This is a genomic window from Pseudomonas sp. AKS31, assembly GCF_023634765.1.
Taxonomy (GTDB): domain Bacteria; phylum Pseudomonadota; class Gammaproteobacteria; order Pseudomonadales; family Pseudomonadaceae; genus Aquipseudomonas.
Window position 1 is genome coordinate 31,716 of sequence record NZ_JAMLFX010000010.1, and the last position, 17,534, is coordinate 49,249.

Sequence of the window (17,534 nt, forward strand, 5' to 3'; positions counted from 1 at the left end):
GCTCGTGAACGAAGCCCGAAAAGGCACTGACGGCGGCGGGTGCGCCGTCAGCTGAGGCGGCTGGATAGCCTTAGACGGCGGCGGTCACGCGCGCCTGTTCCAGCCAGGCATCGCGCTGGTTTGGCTTGGAGCCGAGGATCGGCCCGAAGGTCAGCGTCTTCAGTGGCTTGATGCCGCAGAATTCCAGCGTGGTCTTGCGCATCTGATTCAGCCCCGGCATCCCATAGATCCATTTGTAGTACCAGTACGGCGTGTCCATGGTCACCAGCAAATGCGCGGTACGGCCCTTGAGCAGCTTGTCGGGGAAGGCTTTGCCTTCGCGATATTTGAAGGCGAAACCCGGCAGGAAAATCCGGTCGACGAAGCCTTTCAACAGTGCCGGAATCCCGCCCCACCAGATCGGATAGACGAATGTCAGGTGCTCGGCCCAGGTGATATCGGCCTGGGCTTGCAGCAGGTCCGGCTCCAGCGGCTGCACCTTGTTGTAGCCTTCGTGCAGGACCGGGTCGAACTCCAGCGCATCCAGACGCAGCAGCCGAACGTCATGCCCGGCATCCTTGGCGGCCTGAACGTAAGTCTCACTCAATGCCCCGCAAAAGCTGTCGGTGGAGGGGTGACCCAGTATCACGAGCATTCGTTTGCTCATTGTGTGTACTCCTGAAATGAAGCTCACAGGATAGAGTCTACCCCTAGCGGTAGAGTCAAGGCACCAGCGCATCAAACAAGGCCCGGGCGTAACCGGGCAGGTGGTCGAAGTCCCGCGCGCACAGTTGCAAGGTGCGATGCGCCCAGACTTCGTCCAGCGGCCGGCACGTTACCGAGTGCACCGCCGCCCAGCGCTCGATGGCCACCTTGGGCACGATGGCCAGCCCCGCACCTCGCGCCACCATGCGCATGACCCCCTCGAAGCCATCGGCGCGGATTCGGATCGACATGCGCTGGCCGATATGCAGCGCTTGTTCCTCCAGATGAATTGCCAGCGCGCTGTGGCTGCCAAGCGCTACATAGTCGTGCGCCAGGGTTTCACCAAACGTCAGCGACGGCCGACTCGCCAGAGCATGGTCGGGGGGCAGGATCAGTACTAATGGATCGTCGCGAAAGGGCCAAGTTTGCAGGCCGTGGGTGTCGACCGCATCGGACACAATCCCCAGGTCCGCCGCACCCTGACGCAAGGCGTGAGTGATGCGTGCGCTGGGCAGTTCCTGCAAATCGATATCGAGATTGGGGTGATCGCGCAGGAAGTCCGCGAGTACTTCCGGCAGGTATTCGGTGATCGCTGTGGTGTTGCACAGTAGCCGTACCTGACCTTTGACGCCTTGGGCATAGTCGGCCAAATCCTGCTGCAGGCGTTCGGCTTGTTGCAGGAGGATGCGCGCGTGCTGGGCGAGGGCTTTTCCGGCGGCCGTGGGCGTGACGCCACGGCGGCCACGCTGAAGAAAGTCGACGCCAAGCGAGGCTTCCATGGCGCGGATTCTGGCGCTGGCGGCGGCCAGGGATAAATGGCTGCGGGCGGCGCCGGCGGTGATGTTGCCGGTGTCGAGGATGTGCAGGTAGAGGCGCAGGTCGGTGAGGTCGAAGTGCATGGCTGGCAGCCTCTGGTTTTTGTGGTGTCTGGGCGGGCCTCATCGCTGGCAAGCCAGCTTGTACACAGGTTTCAGTGTTGATCTGAAAATGTTTGAACAACAAAAATACTGTGGGAGCTGGCTTGCCAGCAATGGGGCCAGAGGCTTCAAAGAAAATATCAGCCTCTTGTATGGGCAGAGGCAGCCTCAGTATATGGCAGATTTTCCGCCAACCCCGACTGGCGCACAGTAGCGCCATGAACGCACTCACGGATTTCTACCAACACCTCGGTTTGGCTCTGTCTTTGCTGGTCATCGCGACCTTCATCCTCGCCGGCCTGATCAAAGGCGTGATCGGCCTCGGCCTGCCCACCGTCGCCATGGGCTTGCTCGGTCTGGCTATGGCGCCGTCGCAGGCAGCCGCTTTGCTGATCATCCCGGCAACCCTGACCAATGTCTGGCAACTGGCATTCGGCGGGCATTTGAAAGTACTGATCAAACGCCTCTGGCCAATGCTGCTGATGATCTTCATCGGCACCGCAATCGGCACGTTATCGATCGGCATGGCGGGCGGGCATTGGGTGGTTCGCGGGTTGGGCGCGGCGTTGGTGCTCTATGCGTTGAGCGGACTGTTTTTACCAACGCTGCGCATTAACCCGCGCCATGAAACCTGGCTCGGCCCAGTGTGCGGTTTGATCACCGGCGTAATCACCTCGGCTACCGGCGTCTTCGTGATTCCGGCGGTGCCGTACCTGCAAGCACTGGGCTTGAATCGCGATCAACTGGTGCAGGCGCTGGGCCTGTCATTCACCGTTTCGACGCTGGCGTTGGCCGCAGGATTGCTCTGGCGTGGCGCCCTCGGTGGCGGCGAACTGAGTGCTTCGCTGCTGGCGCTGATTCCGGCCATTCTCGGCATGTTGCTTGGCCAATGGCTGCGCGAACGGATCAGCGCCGTGCTGTTCAAGCGGGTGTTCTTTGTCGGCGTGGGCGCGCTCGGCGCTCATTTGTTGATCAGCGGTTAGCCGAGGCTTCGCTGAGCATGTCTATCTGGCGGATATCAAAATCGCGCTCCAGATAATCCATGCGCCGTTCAAAGAATGCCTTCATATGCGGCAGATTCGAATGCACATCCAGATGCGCCTGGGAGGCCCAGATCTCGTAGAAGATGAACAGCGTCGGATCTTCTTTGTCGCGCAGCATGTGGTACTCGATGCAACCCGGCTCCGCGCGGCTCGGCTCAACGTAGGCACGAAACAGCGCTTCGAAAGCCTCGGCCATATCCTGGCGGGTCTTGGCGTGCAGGATAAAACCCAAGCGTTCACTCATCACAACGACTCCTCACATTCAGAATGCCGCCGATGTTATTGCAACAATCAGTGATGGATTCGTGCTTTTTGTTCAAATGTATTTTGCGCAATCAGGCCTTATTCCGCGCGAGGCGGATCGTTAATCTGCCGCCATTCCAGTTTCCCTTCTCCATCCAGCCCAATGGCTGCGCCGAGGCTTTCTCATGAAAAAAGTGCTGTTGCTCAATGGCGGCAAGAAATTCGCTCACTCCGACGGTCGCTACAACACCACCCTGCACGAAGCCGCACTGAGCGTGCTCGATCGCGGCGGTGTCGACGTCAAGACCACGTTCATCGACGAGGGCTACGACGTTGTTGAAGAAGTCGCCAAATTCCTCTGGGCCGACGTGATCATTTACCAGATGCCAGGCTGGTGGATGGGCGCGCCATGGACGGTGAAAAAGTACCTCGACGAAGTCTTCACCGAAGGTCATGGCAGCCTCTACGCCAGCGACGGCCGCACCCGTTCCGATGCGTCGCAGAAGTACGGCAGCGGCGGTCTGATTCAGGGCAAGCAATACATGCTGTCGCTGACCTGGAACGCACCGCAGCAAGCCTTCGATGATCCGACTGATTTCTTTGAGGCCAAAGGTGTCGACGCGGTGTACTTTCCGTTTCACAAGGCCAATGAGTTTCTGGGCATGACCGCGTTGCCGACGTTCCTCTGTGTCGACGTGATGAAGCGGCCGAATATCGAGGCTGATGTGGCGCGCTACGAGCAGCATTTGACTCAGGTGTTTGGCCTCAAGGCTTGAGTGTTTCAAGCTACTATCGGTGGTAACAGCAAAAGATCGCAGCCTTCGGCAGCGCCTACAGGAACCCATTTCCATGTAGGCGCTGCCGAAGGCTGCGATCTTGGCGATCTCAAAGAGGACACCCGTGAAAGCCAGATCCGATGAGTTGCAGATTTTCGTCTGCGTGATCGAATGCGGTTCGATTTCCGCCGCCGCCGAACAGGTCGGGCAAACGCCGTCGGCGGTCAGCCGCACGTTGTCGAAGCTGGAAGCCAAGCTCGACACCACGCTGATCAACCGCACCACGCGGCGCATGGACCTGACCGAGGAGGGCAAGTATTTCTTCGAACAGGCCAAGCTGATTCTCGATCAGATGGATCAACTCGAAGAACGCCTGTCCTCACGCCAGCAGACCCCGTCCGGACGCTTGCGGATCAACGCCGCGTCACCGTTCATGCTCCACGCGGTCGTCCCTTATATCGACGAATTCCGCCGTCTCTATCCGGACATCCAGCTCGAACTCAACAGCAATGACCTGATCATTGACCTGCTGGAACAAAGCACCGACATCGCCATCCGCATCGGCACCCTTGCCGATTCGACGCTGCACGCGCGCTCGCTCGGTTGCAGTCCGCTGCTGATCGTCGCCAGCCCCGCGTATCTGGAAAAGCACGGCGCGCCGCAGCAAGTCGCGGACTTGAGCGAACACGCCTTGCTCGGCTTCACCCAGAACGAAGGCCTCAACCAATGGCCGCTGCGCTATGTGCACGGTGACCGCTGGCCGATCACCCCGGCGATCAGCGCCTCCAGCGGCGAGACCGTGCGCCACCTGGCGCTGGAAGGGCAGGGCATCGCCTGTCTGTCGCACTTTATGACCATCGATGACATTCGGGCCGGGCGCCTGAAAGTCCTGCTCGGTGAATTCAACAGCGGTTATCGCCAGCCGATCAACGCGGTGTACTACCGGAACTCGCAACTGGCGTTGCGCATTCAGTGTTTCCTCGACTTTATCCAGAGCAAACTCGCCGCTTACGCCAGCGCCGATTTCAAGGGTTGATTCGTGACCTCTGCGCAACAGTGATTTGGCCGAGGGCGGGTTTTTCCGTCGGATCCACAGGCCGATACTCGTCCCATCACTTATTCCCGCAGGGAGTTTCTCCATGAACGTCTTCGTCACCGGCGCTGCCGGTTTTATCGGCGGCTCCATCGCTAGTGGCCTGGTCAAGGCCGGGCATCAAGTCACTGGTCTGGTGCGCAACCCTGAGCAAGCGGCTGAGCTCAAAGCACTCGGCATGACCCCGGTCATCGGCACCCTCGACGACAACGCACTGCTCGCCGAACAGGCCCGTGCTGCCGACGCGGTGATCAACGCCGCCAGCAGCGACCATCGCGGCGCGGTCGAAGCGTTGCTCGATGCCTTGCGCGGTTCCAACAAAGTGTTCCTGCACACCAGTGGTTCGAGCATCGTCGGCGATGCGTCGGGCGGCAAATCCAGCGACGTCATCTACTACGAAGACAGCCTGCCGGAACCGACCGTGGACAAAGCCGCGCGCGTGGCCATCGACAACCTGATCCTCGCGGCGGCGCAGGACGGGGTGAACTCCGCCGTCATCTGCAACACGCTGATTTACGGCCACAGCCTGGGCGTCATCCGCGACAGCGTGCAATTGCCGCGTCTGCTCAAGCAGGCCCGTAAAAGCGGCGTCGTGCGCCACGTCGGCACTGGCCAGAACATCTGGTCCAACGTGCACATCGAAGACGTCGTTGCCCTGTATCTGCTGGCCCTGACCAAGAACGTACCGGGTACTTTCTACTTCGTTGAAAGCGGCGAAGCATCGTTCACCGACATGACCACTGCCATGGCCGAAGCGCTGAATCTGGGCCAACCGCAAGACTGGCCATTGCAAGACGCCGAAGCCGAATGGGGCTACGAAATGGCCAATTACGGCCTCGGCTCTAACAGCCGAGTGCGCGGCAAACACGCCCGCGAACTGCTGGGGTGGGCACCAAAGCGCACGTCGGTGGTGGAATGGATTCGTAACGAAATGGTGTGATCCGTACGCTACGTCCCACAGGTTTTGCGCATCCTGTCTGGAAGAATGCGATCAAAACTGTGGGAGCGAGCCTGCTCGCGAAAGCGCTGGATCAGTCGGCAAAGATGTTGAATGTGAAGCCGCCTTCGCGAGCAGGCTCGCTCCCACATTGGTTTCTCGTTCATCGAAAAGCCATGTAAATCCCGGCCTACGATTTTCATTAATCACGACAAGACATACCCATCAGCGACACGCCTTGCCTCTCCACGAAAATTACTTTCATACGGTTTGAAATCTCGATCTCGAAATGATTTATGAGTTTCACAACCCATTCGAACGTGACCCTTTCGAGGAGTACCGCATGACGCCTTCCTTCGGCTATTGGCTGCTGGTCTATGCCGCCGTCGCCATCATTGCGCTGATCGTGTTGATCGCCCGTTACCGGCTCAACCCGTTCATTGTCATCACCCTGATTTCCATCGGCCTGGCACTGGTCGCGGGGATGCCGCCGTCGGGGGTAGTGGGGGCGTATGAGGCCGGGGTGGGCAAGACGCTGGGGCATATTGCGCTGGTGGTCGCGTTGGGGACGATGCTCGGCAAGATGATGGCCGAGTCCGGTGGCGCCGAGCAGATGGCGCGCACGTTGATCGATAAATTCGGCGAGAAGAACGCGCATTGGGCGATGGTCTGCATCGCCTTTCTGGTCGGCCTGCCGTTGTTCTTCGAAGTCGGTTTTGTCTTGCTGGTGCCGATTGCCTTTACCGTGGCGCGACGCGTCGGCGTGTCGATTCTGATGGTCGGTTTGCCGATGGTCGCCGGCCTGTCGGTGGTGCATGCATTGGTGCCGCCGCACCCGGCGGCGATGCTGGCAGTGCAGGCCTATCAGGCGTCGGTCGGGCAGACCTTGCTGTATGCGATCGCCATCGGCATTCCCACCGCGATCATTGCCGGGCCGTTGTACGCCAAATTCATCGTGCCGCGCATTCAATTGCCGGCGGATAACCCGCTGGAAAAGCAATTCCTCGACCGCGAACCCCGCGACAAACTGCCGGGTTTCGGCATCACCATGGCGACCATTCTGTTGCCGGTGGTGCTGATGCTGATCGGCGGCTGGGCCAACCTGATTTCCACGCCGGGCAGCAGCTTCAACCAGTTCCTGTTGTTCATCGGCAACTCGGTGATCGCCTTGCTGCTGGCGACCTTGCTGAGCTTCTGGACGCTGGGTATCGCCCAGGGTTTCAACCGTGAATCGATTCTGAAATTCACCAACGAATGCCTGGCGCCGACCGCCAGTATCACTCTGCTGGTGGGCGCTGGCGGTGGCTTGAACCGCATTCTGGTCGACGCTGGCGTCACCGATCAGATTGTTGGCCTCGCCCACGAATTTCACCTGTCGCCGCTGCTCATGGGCTGGTTGTTCGCGGCGTTGATGCGCGTCGCCACCGGTTCCGCCACCGTGGCCATGACCACTGCGTCCGGCGTGGTCGCGCCGGTGGCCATTGGTCTGGGTTATCCACATCCTGAGTTGCTAGTGCTGGCGACCGGCGCCGGCTCGGTTATCTTTTCCCACGTCAACGACGGCGGCTTCTGGTTGATCAAGGAATACTTCAACATGACCGTCGCGCAGACGTTCAAGACCTGGACCGTGCTCGAGACGCTGATCTCGATAGTCGCGTTCGGCCTGACCGTCGGCCTTTCTTACCTGCTGTAACCGGAGCCCGCCGCCCATGGACATCCTCTACCAGATCCGTGCCCGCCAGGATTCCTTCAGCGCCGGCGAAGGTCGCATCGCCCGGCTGATGCTCGATGACGTCGGTTTTGCCGCCAGCGCCAGCCTCGAAGACCTCGCGCAACGCGCCGAAGTCAGCACCGCCACGTTGTCGCGTTTCGCCCGCACGGTGGGCTGCCGCGACCTGCGTGATCTGCGCCTGCAGCTGGCTCAGGCGAGCGGCGTCGGCAGCCGTTTTCTCGATCCGGCGGGCACGCCTGAACAGTCGGCGTTTTACGGGCAGATCGTCGGCGACATCGAAACCACGCTGCGCCAGCATCTGGCCGGATTCGACGAATCGCGCTTTGCCGATGCGGTGAAAATGCTCGGTCAGGCGCGGATGATTCACGCCTTCGGCATGGGCGGTTGCTCGACCCTGTGCAGCGACGAGTTGCAGGTACGCCTGGTGCGCCTCGGCTACCCGATCGCCGTGTGTCATGACGCGGTGATGATGCGCGTCACCGCCGCCAGCCTGAATGCCGAGCAAGTGCTCATCGTCTGTTCGCTGACCGGCATCACCCCGGAGTTGCTGGAGACTGTCGAACTGGCGCGCAACTACGGCGCACGCATTCTGGCGATCACCCGCGCCGATTCGCCGCTGGCGCAACTGGCCGACATCGTCCTGCCGCTGCAAGGCGCAGAAACCTCGTTCATCTACAAACCGACGGCGGCGCGCTACGGCATGCTGCTCGCCATCGACGTGCTCGCCACCGAGCTGGCGCTGGCCAGTCCTGAAGACAATCAAGAACGTCTGCGGCGGATCAAGCTCGCCCTCGACGAATACCGTGGCGGCAACGATCACCTGCCGCTGGGAGACTGACATGCTGTACGACACGCTGATTCGCAACGCCCTGATCATCGATGGCAGCAACGTGCCCGGTTACCGCGCCGACGTGGCGATTCGCGAGGGCCGCATCGAGCGTATCGGTGACTTGCACGACGCCACGGCAACCGAAGAAATCGACGCCGCCAGTCGCGTGCTGGCGCCGGGTTTTATCGACGTACATACCCACGACGACACCGTGGTGATTCGTCAGCCAGAGATGCTGCCCAAGCTCAGCCAGGGCGTGACCACGGTGATTGTCGGCAACTGCGGGATCAGTGCGTCGCCAGTGAGTCTGAAAGGCAATCCGCCGGATCCGATGAACCTGCTCGGCACGGCAGCGGCATTCGTTTACCCACGCTTCAGCGATTACCGCGCCGCAGTCGAAGCGGCGAATACCACGTTGAACGTTGCCGCACTGGTTGGCCACACGGCGCTGCGCAGCAATCACCTCGATGACTTGCTTCGCACCGCGACGCCGGACGAAATCGCCGCGATGCGTGAACAACTGCGCGAAAGTCTGGAGCACGGCGCCTTGGGTTTATCCACAGGCCTGGCGTATGCGAGTGCCTTCAACGCCTCCACCGATGAAGTGAAGCAACTAACCGAAGAACTGACCGCGTTCGGCGCGGTGTACACCACGCACCTGCGCAGTGAGTTCGAGCCGGTGCTGGAGGCGATGGAAGAAGCGTTCAGCATCGGCCGTCACTCGCGGTCGCCGGTGATCATTTCCCACCTCAAATGTGCCGGCGTCGGCAACTGGGGGCGCAGTCCGCAATTGCTCGCCTCATTGGAGGAGGCAGCAAAAACCCACCCGGTTGGCTGCGATTGCTACCCGTATGCAGCGAGCTCTTCGACGCTGGATCTCAAGCAAGTCACCGACGCCCACCGCATCACCATCACTTGGTCGACGCCGCACCCGGAAGTCAGCGGCCGCGACCTGATCGACATCGCTGCCGAATGGGATCTGCCGCTACTTGATGCCGCCAAACGCCTGCAACCGGCGGGCGCGGTGTATTACGGCATGGACGAGGCGGATGTACGAAGAATCCTCGCCCATCCGTTATCGATGGTCGGCTCTGACGGATTGCCGGAAGACCCGTTCCCGCATCCACGTCTGTGGGGCGCTTTCCCACGGGTGCTCGGACATTTCAGTCGTGACGTCGGACTGTTTCCGCTGCACACCGCCGTGCACAAGATGACCGGTCTGTCGGCGGCGCGATTTGGCTTGAAGGAACGCGGCGAGATTCGTGAAGGCTATTGGGCGGATCTGGTGTTGTTCGATCCGGCGACTGTGCGTGATGTGGCCGACTTTCACGACCCGCAACGTGCGGCGTTGGGCATCGACGGTGTTTGGATCAACGGTGTTCTGAGCTATCTCGACGGGCAGGCGAATGGGCGTAGGGAAGGGCGGTTTCTCGCACGCGATGGGAATTTACGCGACGGGTTTAAGTGATTCTGCTGACGTCAAAAGATCGCAGCCTTCGGCAGCTCCTACATGGGAATGCGACCTTCTGTAGGAGCTGCCGAAGGCTGCGATCTTTTGATCTATGTCCCATAGTGGCACTGTGCGATTAAAGAAACGCCAGCCCAAGCCGAATTGCTGACATCCACCCCGTCTACACTGTGGGGCCAATCAGTCAGGGAGCACCCCATGAGCTTCGGCAAAACCACCCCGATCCTGCGGATCTTCGATGAAGCCAAAGCTGTCGAGTTCTACGTCGATTTTCTGGGTTTCAAGATCGACTGGCAGCATCGCTTCGAGGCGAATTTTCCGTTGTATCTGCAGGTGTCGCGGGGCGAGTGCGTGCTGCATCTGTCTGAGCATCATGGCGATGCGACGCCGGGTTCGGCGCTGCGCATCGAGACCGATGAGCTGGAGGCGTTTCAGCAGCAGTTGATGGCCAAGGATTACAAGTTCTCTCACCCGGGGATTCAGGCGATGCCGTGGGGGAGTCAGGACATGACGATCGTTGATCCGTTTGGTAATCGGTTGGTGTTTACCAACGCGATCTGCCTCTGAAGCGAAAAGCCCCTCACCCTAGCCCTCTCCCAGAGGGAGAGGGGACCGATCCGGGGATGCTTGAGAGATACACCGACCTGAACCTGCTCGGTCGAATCCATAATCGACTCGGTCATTCAGGTCGATGTCTAGCGCCAGACACCTCGGTCGGCCCCCTCTCCCTCCGGGAGAGGGCTGGGGTGAGGGTAAATGGCACACCGCAAAAAGAAGCCCGCCACCTAACCATCACAGTTAGCGTCGCGGGCTTTTTCGTTACTCGGTCGGCACTAACCTGTCCAACACACGATTCACGGCCATTTCCGCCACCATCACCACTTGCGCAATACCCTGCAGTGTTTTGCGGTGAGTGCCTTCAACCTGCGCGGCATGGTTGTTGAGCATGACGGTCGCTGAGCCAAGAGTTTCGCTGGCGTCGGCTAACAGGGATTCGGTGTCGGCTTGGGGATTGGCCATGTATAGCGTGTTTGGGGAGTAGGGCGTGGCCATGAGGTCGGCGTTCGTCGGACCGAGGTAGTGCTCGAGGGCGCGTTCGGCGGCTTCGTGGAATTTCTTCGAATCGGCGGATTCGTAGGGGGAGGCCGGGTCGGTGACCGGCGGATTTGGCGTTACTTTGAACATGGGAGCGTACCTTTTAAAGCCGCATCCATTTCGCCGCTAAGCAAAAGGGAGGCAGCTGTGCGCAAGTTAGCGGACCGGTCGCATCCCACCCCGGCGCACCCGAAGGTGCCATGCGCACAGCCACCATTAAGCGCAGGCAAATACCTGACTGGATGATATTCGTGCAGCGGGGAGCGAATGTAGCCGAGCCGCTAAGCTCGATCACTGGGAATCAGTGACGCAATCAAGTTACGCAGCATGCTCAGGGCGCACAAGCCGGCGGATTCTGGCGCAGGCGTAGGCAGTGGCGCAAGGGTTTGTGGGTTGTTTCGCGTAACGCTGAGTGTCTTTAAACACCTGTGGTGCGGGATGTTTATTACGCTCAAGTATCGAAGATTTGCCTGTGGGAATTGTTGGCTGCCACTGACGCCATCGCTGGCAAGCCAGCTCCCACAGGTTTATGTGCAAGCAATCGATTTAGTGGACGACTCGGACACTGTGGGAGCTGGCTTGCCAGCGATGAGGCCGGAACAATCACCCCCGATGCATCTGCCGAAACTCCCCCGGCGGCATCCCGCGTCGACTCTTGAACGTGCGGTGAAACGAGCGCGGTTCGGTAAACCCCAGGTACTGCGCAATGTCCTGAATCGGCAGCGTGCTGTTGAGCAGATAATGTTCAGCCAGCTCCTGACGCAAATCATCGAGAATCTGCTGATACGACGTCCCCGCCTGATGCAACTGTCGCTGCAACGTCCGCACGGAAACAGCGAGCTGTTCGGCGACCTGTTCCTTGCGCGGCAACCCCTCCTTGAGCAACTGCCGCAGAATGTTCTTCACCTGCTGTTCCAGCGACGCATCCTCCAGTGTCGCCATCAAGCCCAGCGCATGTTCTTCCAGCGTCCGCAGCAACTGCGCATCGGCCTGACGCAACGGCAACTGCAAATAAGCCAGCGGCACGACCAGCGCCGAATACGGCTGATCGAACAACACCGGGCAATCAAAAAACGCTTCGTACTGCGCCGGCGTGGCTTCGACCGGGCACGCATGTTCGAGCCAGACCGCGGCCGGCGACATCTGCGTATCAGCGATCCAGCGCGCATAGTGCAGCCACGAACCGAGGACGTTTTCCACCAGATGCCGGCGGATTCGCGGGCGCTGATAACGGCAGGTCCAGATCAAATGTACGTGGCCGTCCTGCACCTCGGCGCGGCTGACGCCCATGTCGCCAACCAGTTTTTCGAACGGCATGATCCGGCTCATCGCATCACCGAGGGTCGCGCAGTTCATGGTGATGTAACCGAGCACACTCCACGAATTGGGCAGGACGAAATTCGCCGCGTTGAGGCCGAACAGCGGATCACCCGAGTGTTCGCAAAAATAATCCAGCAAGCGTTCATGCGCCTCACCGGGCAAACGCAGGGTGTTGTCGCTCAACTGCTGCGCCTGCAAACCCGCCGCCGCCAACGCAGGCTCGATGGCCATGCCCAGTTGTTCGGCATGGCGCAGGTACTTGAGCAGAGGCGGAACCGAGGTGAAGCCGAGCGATTGCATGATCCCTTCCTTTGATCGACGGCCGCGTGGGCGGATGAAAGCCTGAAAGGTAATTTGAAACCCCGACTAAAGTAAATGGCTGACGCTTGCGCGACGTTTGACTCAATTGGCTACATGAACTGGCCGGATGCGACCGTGACACCTGGCGGCCGCTGGCTAGTATGGAGGCCTGAAATATCACTGATCTGACGGTTAGAAGGACACACGCATGCGACGCTGGAATGGCTGGGGAGATGCAAGCACGGTGGTCGAACTGCCGGCCCAAGGCGCGGAGTTTCTTCATGAAAGACTGGGCGAGGGGCGCGCGCTGCCCGATGCCACGCTGGAATCCGCATTGGTCCGCGTGCCGGCCTCGCGATTGCCGGCGCACACCTTGTACAGCGTCGATGCCCATGACCGCTTGCTGCATGCGCGAGGGCAGAGCCTGCCGGACTGGCTGGCGTTGCGCGAAGGTGCGCTGGGCAATTATCCCGATGCGGTGGCGTTTCCCGAGACCGCCGAACACATCCGCCAGTTGCTGGCGCTCGCTCACGAACAGGACCTGTGCCTGATCCCCTATGGCGGCGGCACGTCGGTGGCCGGGCACATCAATCCAGCAAATTCTGCGCGGCCAGTGGTGACGGTTTCACTGGCGCGGATGAATCGCCTGATCGACCTCGATGAACAAAGCCTGCTGGCGACGTTCGGCCCCGGCGCGAGCGGGCCGCAGGTCGAGAGCCAGTTGCGTGCGAAAGGCTACACGCTGGGGCATTTCCCGCAGTCGTGGGAGCTGTCGACGCTGGGTGGTTGGGTCGCCAGTCGTTCCAGCGGCCAGCAGTCGCTGCGCTATGGCCGCATCGAGCAATTGTTTGCGGGCGGAACCCTGGAAACCTTCGTCGGGCCGCTGGAGATTCCAACCTTCCCGGCCTCTGCCGCCGGGCCCGATCTGCGCGAAGTGGTGCTCGGTTGCGAGGGCCGTTTCGGGATCATTTCCGAGGTCAAGGTGCGGATCAGCGCATTGCCTGCTGATGAGCGTTTCTACGGCGTGTTTCTACCCGACTGGCCGCAAGCGCTAAGGGCGATCCGCCAATTGGCCCAGGCACGCGTGCCGCTGTCGATGCTGCGCCTGTCCAACGCGGTGGAAACCGAAACGCAGCTGGCGTTGGCCGGTCATCCGCAACAAATCGCCTGGCTGGAAAAGTATTTGAAGCTAAGGGGGGCGGCAGAGGGCAAATGCCTGCTGACCTTCGGCGTGACCGGCAATCGTCGACAAAACGCACTGTCGCTGAAACAGGCGCGACAACACCTCAAGGCCTTTGGCGGCGTATTCACCGGCACCTTGCTCGGCAAGAAGTGGGCGCAGAACCGCTTCCGTTTCCCCTACTTGCGCGAGAACCTGTGGAACGCCGGTTACGTGGTCGACACCCTCGAAACCGCCACCGACTGGAGCAATGTCGACCACCTGCTCAACCTCGTTGAAAACAGCCTGCGCGAGGCTTTGGCCGTTGAGGGCGAGCGCGTGCATGTGTTCACCCACCTGTCCCACGTCTACGGCGAAGGTTCGAGCATCTACACCACCTACGTGTTTCGCCCAGCAGCGGATTACCCCGCGACGCTGGCGCGCTGGCAAGCGCTCAAACACGCGGCCAGCCAGACCATCGTCGACAACCACGGCACCATCAGTCACCAGCACGGTGTCGGCAAGGATCACGCGCCGTACCTGTTGCGTGAGAAGGGCGCACTGGCGATGGACACCTTGCAGGCGCTGAGCAAGCATTTCGATCCGGCCGGGCGCCTCAACCCCGGCACGCTGCTGCCGGAGTGACGGCCATGAGTCAGCACTGGAACGCCGCGTGGCGCCGGCAAATTCTGCCGACGCTGGCCGAGGAAACCTGGGATCTGATCGTCATCGGCGGCGGCATCAGCGGCGCCGGCATCCTGCGTGAAGCCGCGCGCCGAGGCTGGCGCTGTCTGCTGCTGGAACAGCGCGATTTTGCCTGGGGCACCTCCAGTCGATCGTCGAAAATGGTCCATGGCGGTTTGCGCTACATCGCCAAAGGCCAGTGGCGCCTGACCCGCGATTCGGTGCGCGAGCGTCAGCGCTTGCTCGACGAAGCGCCGGGGCTGGTCGAGCCGATGAGTTTCCTGATGCCGCACTATCGCGGCGGCTTTCCCGGGCCACGAGTGTTGGGTGGTTTGCTGAGCGTTTACGACGCTTTGGCGGGCCGGCGCAACCATCGATTTCATGATGCGCAACAGCTTCGATATCTGGCGCCGGGGGTGAAGGAAAACGACTTGCTCGGTGGCACCTGTTTTGTCGATGCGCTGACCGATGATGCGCGGCTGGTGATGCGTGTGTTGAGCGAAGCGCGGGCTGATGGCGCTGTCGTGGTCAATGGTGTGCGCGTCGAACATTTGCTGCGAGAAAACGGCCGAGTGTGTGGCGTTCAGGTCGAGGATTGCGAGGCCGGTTCGTCATTGCAATTGCGCTGCGGCGTGCTTGCTGTCGCCACCGGAGCCTGGGCTGAACGCTTGCGCCCGCCAGAGGCACCACGGCAATTGCGACCGTTGCGCGGCAGTCATTTGTTGCTGCCGGGTTGGCGATTGCCGGTGGCGCAGGCATTCACCTTTCTGCATCAGCGCGATCGGCGTCCGGTGTTTGTTTTTCCGTGGGAGGGCGCGACGGTGGTCGGCACTACGGACCTCGATCATCGCGACGATCTGGATCAGAGCGCGAGCATCAGCGGCGAAGAGCTCGACTATCTGCTGGCCGCCTGTACGCAACAGTTTCCCGGCGCCGAAGTGAGCGCGGCGGATGTGTTGTCGACCTGGTCCGGTGTGCGTCCGGTGGTGAGCAGCGCAGGTGCGACTCAAGACAAACCGTCGAACGAAACCCGCGAGCATGTGCTGTGGCAGGAACCCGGTTGCGTGACACTGGCCGGCGGCAAACTGACCACGTTTCGCCCGCAAGCCATCGAAGTGCTCAAGGCCTGCGCGAGCCTGCTGGGTCGTGCCTTTGTCGATGACGCCGCGCCCGTGTTTGCCGCTGTACCTGCGTTGCCGATCCCGACACTCAACAGCCATCAGTGGCGACGTCTGGCCGGACGGCATGGCCGAAATCTGCCGAGGCTGGCGCAACTGATCAAAGATGTCGGCCACGAAACTGTCGGCGCTACGGACACGTTATGGGCGGAATTGGCGTTCGCCTGCGAGAGTGAAATGGTTTTGCACCTGGATGATTTACTGCTGCGCCGCACGCGTCTCGGTCTGCTGTTACCGCGCGGTGGCGAAGAATATTTCACCGCCATCCGCCAACTCTGCCAGCCTCGACTGGCCTGGAGCGACGACCACTGGCAGCAGGAAGTGCAGCGTTATCAGGCGTTGTGGCAACGCCATCACGGTTTACCGGATGCCACGCCATGATGCCCCTTGAAGAGAGCTCCATGGATAACCACCCGAACAAGCGTTACCTGCTGGCCATCGACAACGGCACCCAGAGCGTGCGCGCGCTGCTCTTCGATTTGCAGGGCAATCTGCTTGGCAAAGGCAAGGTCGAGTTGCAGGCGTATTACTCGGCGCAACCGGGCTGGGCCGAGCAGGATCCGGAGTATTACTGGGCAAAACTCGGCGAGGCGTGCCAGCAGGTCTGGCAGCAGACGGGGATTGATCGCGCGCAGATTGCCGGCGTTTCCCTGACGACTCAGCGCGGCACGGTGATCAACGTCGATGCTGAGGGCAAGCCATTGCGCCCGGCGATTCTGTGGCTCGATCAACGGCAGAGCGAAGTCCAAGGCGGGATCAAAGGACCGTGGGGCTGGCTGTTCAAACTGGTCGGGGCCCAGGCCACCGTGGATTATTTTCGTGCTCAGGCCGAGGCTAACTGGATCGCTCAGCATCAGCCGGAAGTCTGGGCGGCAACAGACAAGTTTTTGCTGCTGTCCGGTTTTCTCACCCATCGCCTGTGCGGGCGTTTTGTCGACTCTGTGGGTTGCTGCGTCGGCTATCTGCCGTTCGACTTCAAACGCTTGAAATGGGCTGCGCCGAGTGACTGGAAATGGCAGGCGCTGGCAGTGCGCCCCGAGCAATTGCCGAGCCTGCACAAACCCGGTGAAACCCTTGGCTACATCACCGCTGAAGCCGCTCGCCACACCGGTATTCCCGAAGGCTTGCCGCTGATTGCGGCCGGCGCCGACAAGGCCTGCGAAGTGGTCGGTTCCGGCGTGATCGATGCGAGCACGGTGTGCCTGTCCTACGGCACCACGGCGACGATCACCAGCACCCGCTCGCGCTATCTGGAAATCGTCCCGTTGATCCCGCCATATCCATCGGCGGTGCCGGATCAGTACAACTGCGAGGTGATGATTTATCGCGGTTACTGGATGGTCAGTTGGTTCAAGAACGAGTTCGGTTTGCGCGAGATGCAGCAAGCGAAAGAGCAGGGCATCGAGCCGGAGCAACTGTTCGATGCCTTGGTCAATGCGGTGCCGCCAGGGTCGATGGGCCTGATGCTGCAACCGTACTGGTCGCCGGGGATTCGCGAGCCGGGTGTCGAGGCGAAAGGCGCGATGATCGGCTTCGGTGATGTGCACACCCGTGCGCATATTTACCGGGCGATTCTGGAAGGGCTGGCGTACGCGTTGCGCCAGGGAATGGAAAACATCGAGCGGCGTTCGAAGGTCTCGGTCAAGCGTTTGCGCGTGGCCGGTGGCGGCTCGCAGAGTGATGCGGCGATGCAGCTCACGGCGAATATTTTCGGCCTGCCGGCGGAGCGTCCGCATGTGTATGAAGCGTCCGGTCTGGGCGCGGCGATTTGCTGTGCGGTGGGGTTGGGATTGCATGCGGATTTCCCCACGGCCATCGCGGCGATGACCCGGGTCGGCGCGGTTTTCACACCGCAGCCCGAGGCGCAGAAAATCTATGAGCAACTGTACAAGGACGTGTACCTGCGCATGTACCGCCAGCTCAAACCGCTGTATCAGAGCATCCGCAAAATCACCGGTTACCCCGCCTAGCAGACCACCACAAATCCCCTGTAGGAGCTGCCGAAGGCTGCGATCTTTTGATCTTGTTTTTTAATCAAAGTCAAAAGATCGCAGCCTTCGGCAGCTCCTACAGGGA

Annotated in this window: 16 protein-coding genes; 11 read left to right on the forward strand and 5 right to left on the reverse strand. The window is 60.8% G+C overall.

Going from position 1 to position 17,534, the window contains the following annotated elements:
- Window positions 1-70 precede the first annotated feature (70 nt).
- Window positions 71-646, reverse strand: coding sequence for an NAD(P)H-dependent oxidoreductase (locus M9827_RS21365; protein WP_095051034.1), 576 nt, complete (start codon window positions 644-646; stop codon window positions 71-73).
- Between the two features lie 55 nt (window positions 647-701).
- Entirely contained in the window at window positions 702-1,583 is an 882-nt protein-coding gene (locus M9827_RS21370) for a LysR substrate-binding domain-containing protein (RefSeq protein WP_250607033.1), read from the reverse strand.
- 236 nt (window positions 1,584-1,819) lie between these two features.
- On the opposite strand from M9827_RS21370, the gene M9827_RS21375 reads away from it, so the two are divergent.
- Window positions 1,820-2,584: a sulfite exporter TauE/SafE family protein gene (locus M9827_RS21375; protein ID WP_250607034.1), complete on the forward strand. Its 765-nt coding sequence runs from the start codon at window positions 1,820-1,822 to the stop codon at window positions 2,582-2,584.
- On the opposite strand, the gene M9827_RS21380 is transcribed toward M9827_RS21375, so the two are convergent.
- Window positions 2,574-2,888 carry a putative quinol monooxygenase gene (locus M9827_RS21380; RefSeq protein WP_250607035.1) on the reverse strand — a complete coding sequence of 105 codons (315 nt, stop codon included), beginning with the start codon at window positions 2,886-2,888 and terminating at the stop codon, window positions 2,574-2,576. The genes M9827_RS21375 and M9827_RS21380 overlap by 11 nt on opposite strands.
- A 184-nt stretch (window positions 2,889-3,072) precedes the next feature.
- Here M9827_RS21380 and mdaB point away from each other — a divergent pair, with 184 nt between their 5' ends.
- The 7 genes from mdaB (at window position 3,073) to M9827_RS21415 (ending at window position 10,289) form a co-directional block, all read left to right on the forward strand.
- On the forward strand, window positions 3,073-3,663 hold the full coding sequence (gene mdaB, locus M9827_RS21385; RefSeq protein WP_250607036.1) for an NADPH:quinone oxidoreductase MdaB: 591 nt from the start codon (window positions 3,073-3,075) through the stop codon (window positions 3,661-3,663).
- Between the two features lie 124 nt (window positions 3,664-3,787).
- Window positions 3,788-4,699, forward strand: coding sequence for a LysR substrate-binding domain-containing protein (locus M9827_RS21390; protein WP_250607037.1), 912 nt, complete (start codon window positions 3,788-3,790; stop codon window positions 4,697-4,699).
- 103 nt (window positions 4,700-4,802) lie between these two features.
- Window positions 4,803-5,696, forward strand: coding sequence for an NAD-dependent epimerase/dehydratase family protein (locus M9827_RS21395; protein ID WP_250607038.1), 894 nt, complete (start codon window positions 4,803-4,805; stop codon window positions 5,694-5,696).
- 340 nt (window positions 5,697-6,036) lie between these two features.
- Entirely contained in the window at window positions 6,037-7,386 is a 1,350-nt protein-coding gene (locus tag M9827_RS21400; protein ID WP_250607039.1) for a GntP family permease, read from the forward strand.
- Window positions 7,387-7,402: 16 nt separating this feature from the next.
- Window positions 7,403-8,263 carry a MurR/RpiR family transcriptional regulator gene (locus M9827_RS21405; protein WP_250607040.1) on the forward strand — a complete coding sequence of 287 codons (861 nt, stop codon included), beginning with the start codon at window positions 7,403-7,405 and terminating at the stop codon, window positions 8,261-8,263.
- A gap of 1 nt (window position 8,264) precedes the next feature.
- Complete coding sequence (locus tag M9827_RS21410) at window positions 8,265-9,722, forward strand: N-acyl-D-amino-acid deacylase family protein (protein WP_250607041.1); 1,458 nt, start codon at window positions 8,265-8,267, stop codon at window positions 9,720-9,722.
- 198 nt (window positions 9,723-9,920) lie between these two features.
- Complete coding sequence (locus tag M9827_RS21415; protein WP_250607042.1) at window positions 9,921-10,289, forward strand: glyoxalase superfamily protein; 369 nt, start codon at window positions 9,921-9,923, stop codon at window positions 10,287-10,289.
- A 252-nt stretch (window positions 10,290-10,541) separates the two neighbouring features.
- On the opposite strand, the gene M9827_RS21420 is transcribed toward M9827_RS21415, so the two are convergent.
- Both M9827_RS21420 and gliR read right to left on the reverse strand, forming a co-directional pair.
- Entirely contained in the window at window positions 10,542-10,907 is a 366-nt protein-coding gene (locus M9827_RS21420) for a DUF6124 family protein (RefSeq protein WP_250607043.1), read from the reverse strand.
- A gap of 513 nt (window positions 10,908-11,420) precedes the next feature.
- Window positions 11,421-12,437 (reverse strand): AraC family transcriptional regulator GliR, encoded by a 1,017-nt coding sequence (gene gliR / locus M9827_RS21425; RefSeq protein WP_250607044.1) that lies wholly within the window; start codon window positions 12,435-12,437, stop codon window positions 11,421-11,423.
- A 208-nt stretch (window positions 12,438-12,645) separates the two neighbouring features.
- Here gliR and M9827_RS21430 point away from each other — a divergent pair, with 208 nt between their 5' ends.
- Genes M9827_RS21430 through M9827_RS21440 form a run of 3 tightly spaced genes read left to right on the forward strand, consistent with a single transcriptional unit; the run spans window position 12,646 to window position 17,428 of the window.
- Window positions 12,646-14,241 carry an FAD-binding oxidoreductase gene (locus M9827_RS21430; protein ID WP_250607045.1) on the forward strand — a complete coding sequence of 532 codons (1,596 nt, stop codon included), beginning with the start codon at window positions 12,646-12,648 and terminating at the stop codon, window positions 14,239-14,241.
- Window positions 14,242-14,246: 5 nt separating this feature from the next.
- Window positions 14,247-15,839 (forward strand): glycerol-3-phosphate dehydrogenase/oxidase, encoded by a 1,593-nt coding sequence (locus M9827_RS21435; RefSeq protein WP_250607046.1) that lies wholly within the window; start codon window positions 14,247-14,249, stop codon window positions 15,837-15,839.
- 20 nt (window positions 15,840-15,859) lie between these two features.
- Entirely contained in the window at window positions 15,860-17,428 is a 1,569-nt protein-coding gene (locus M9827_RS21440) for an FGGY-family carbohydrate kinase (protein WP_250607047.1), read from the forward strand.
- The last annotated feature ends 106 nt before the right edge of the window (window positions 17,429-17,534 follow it).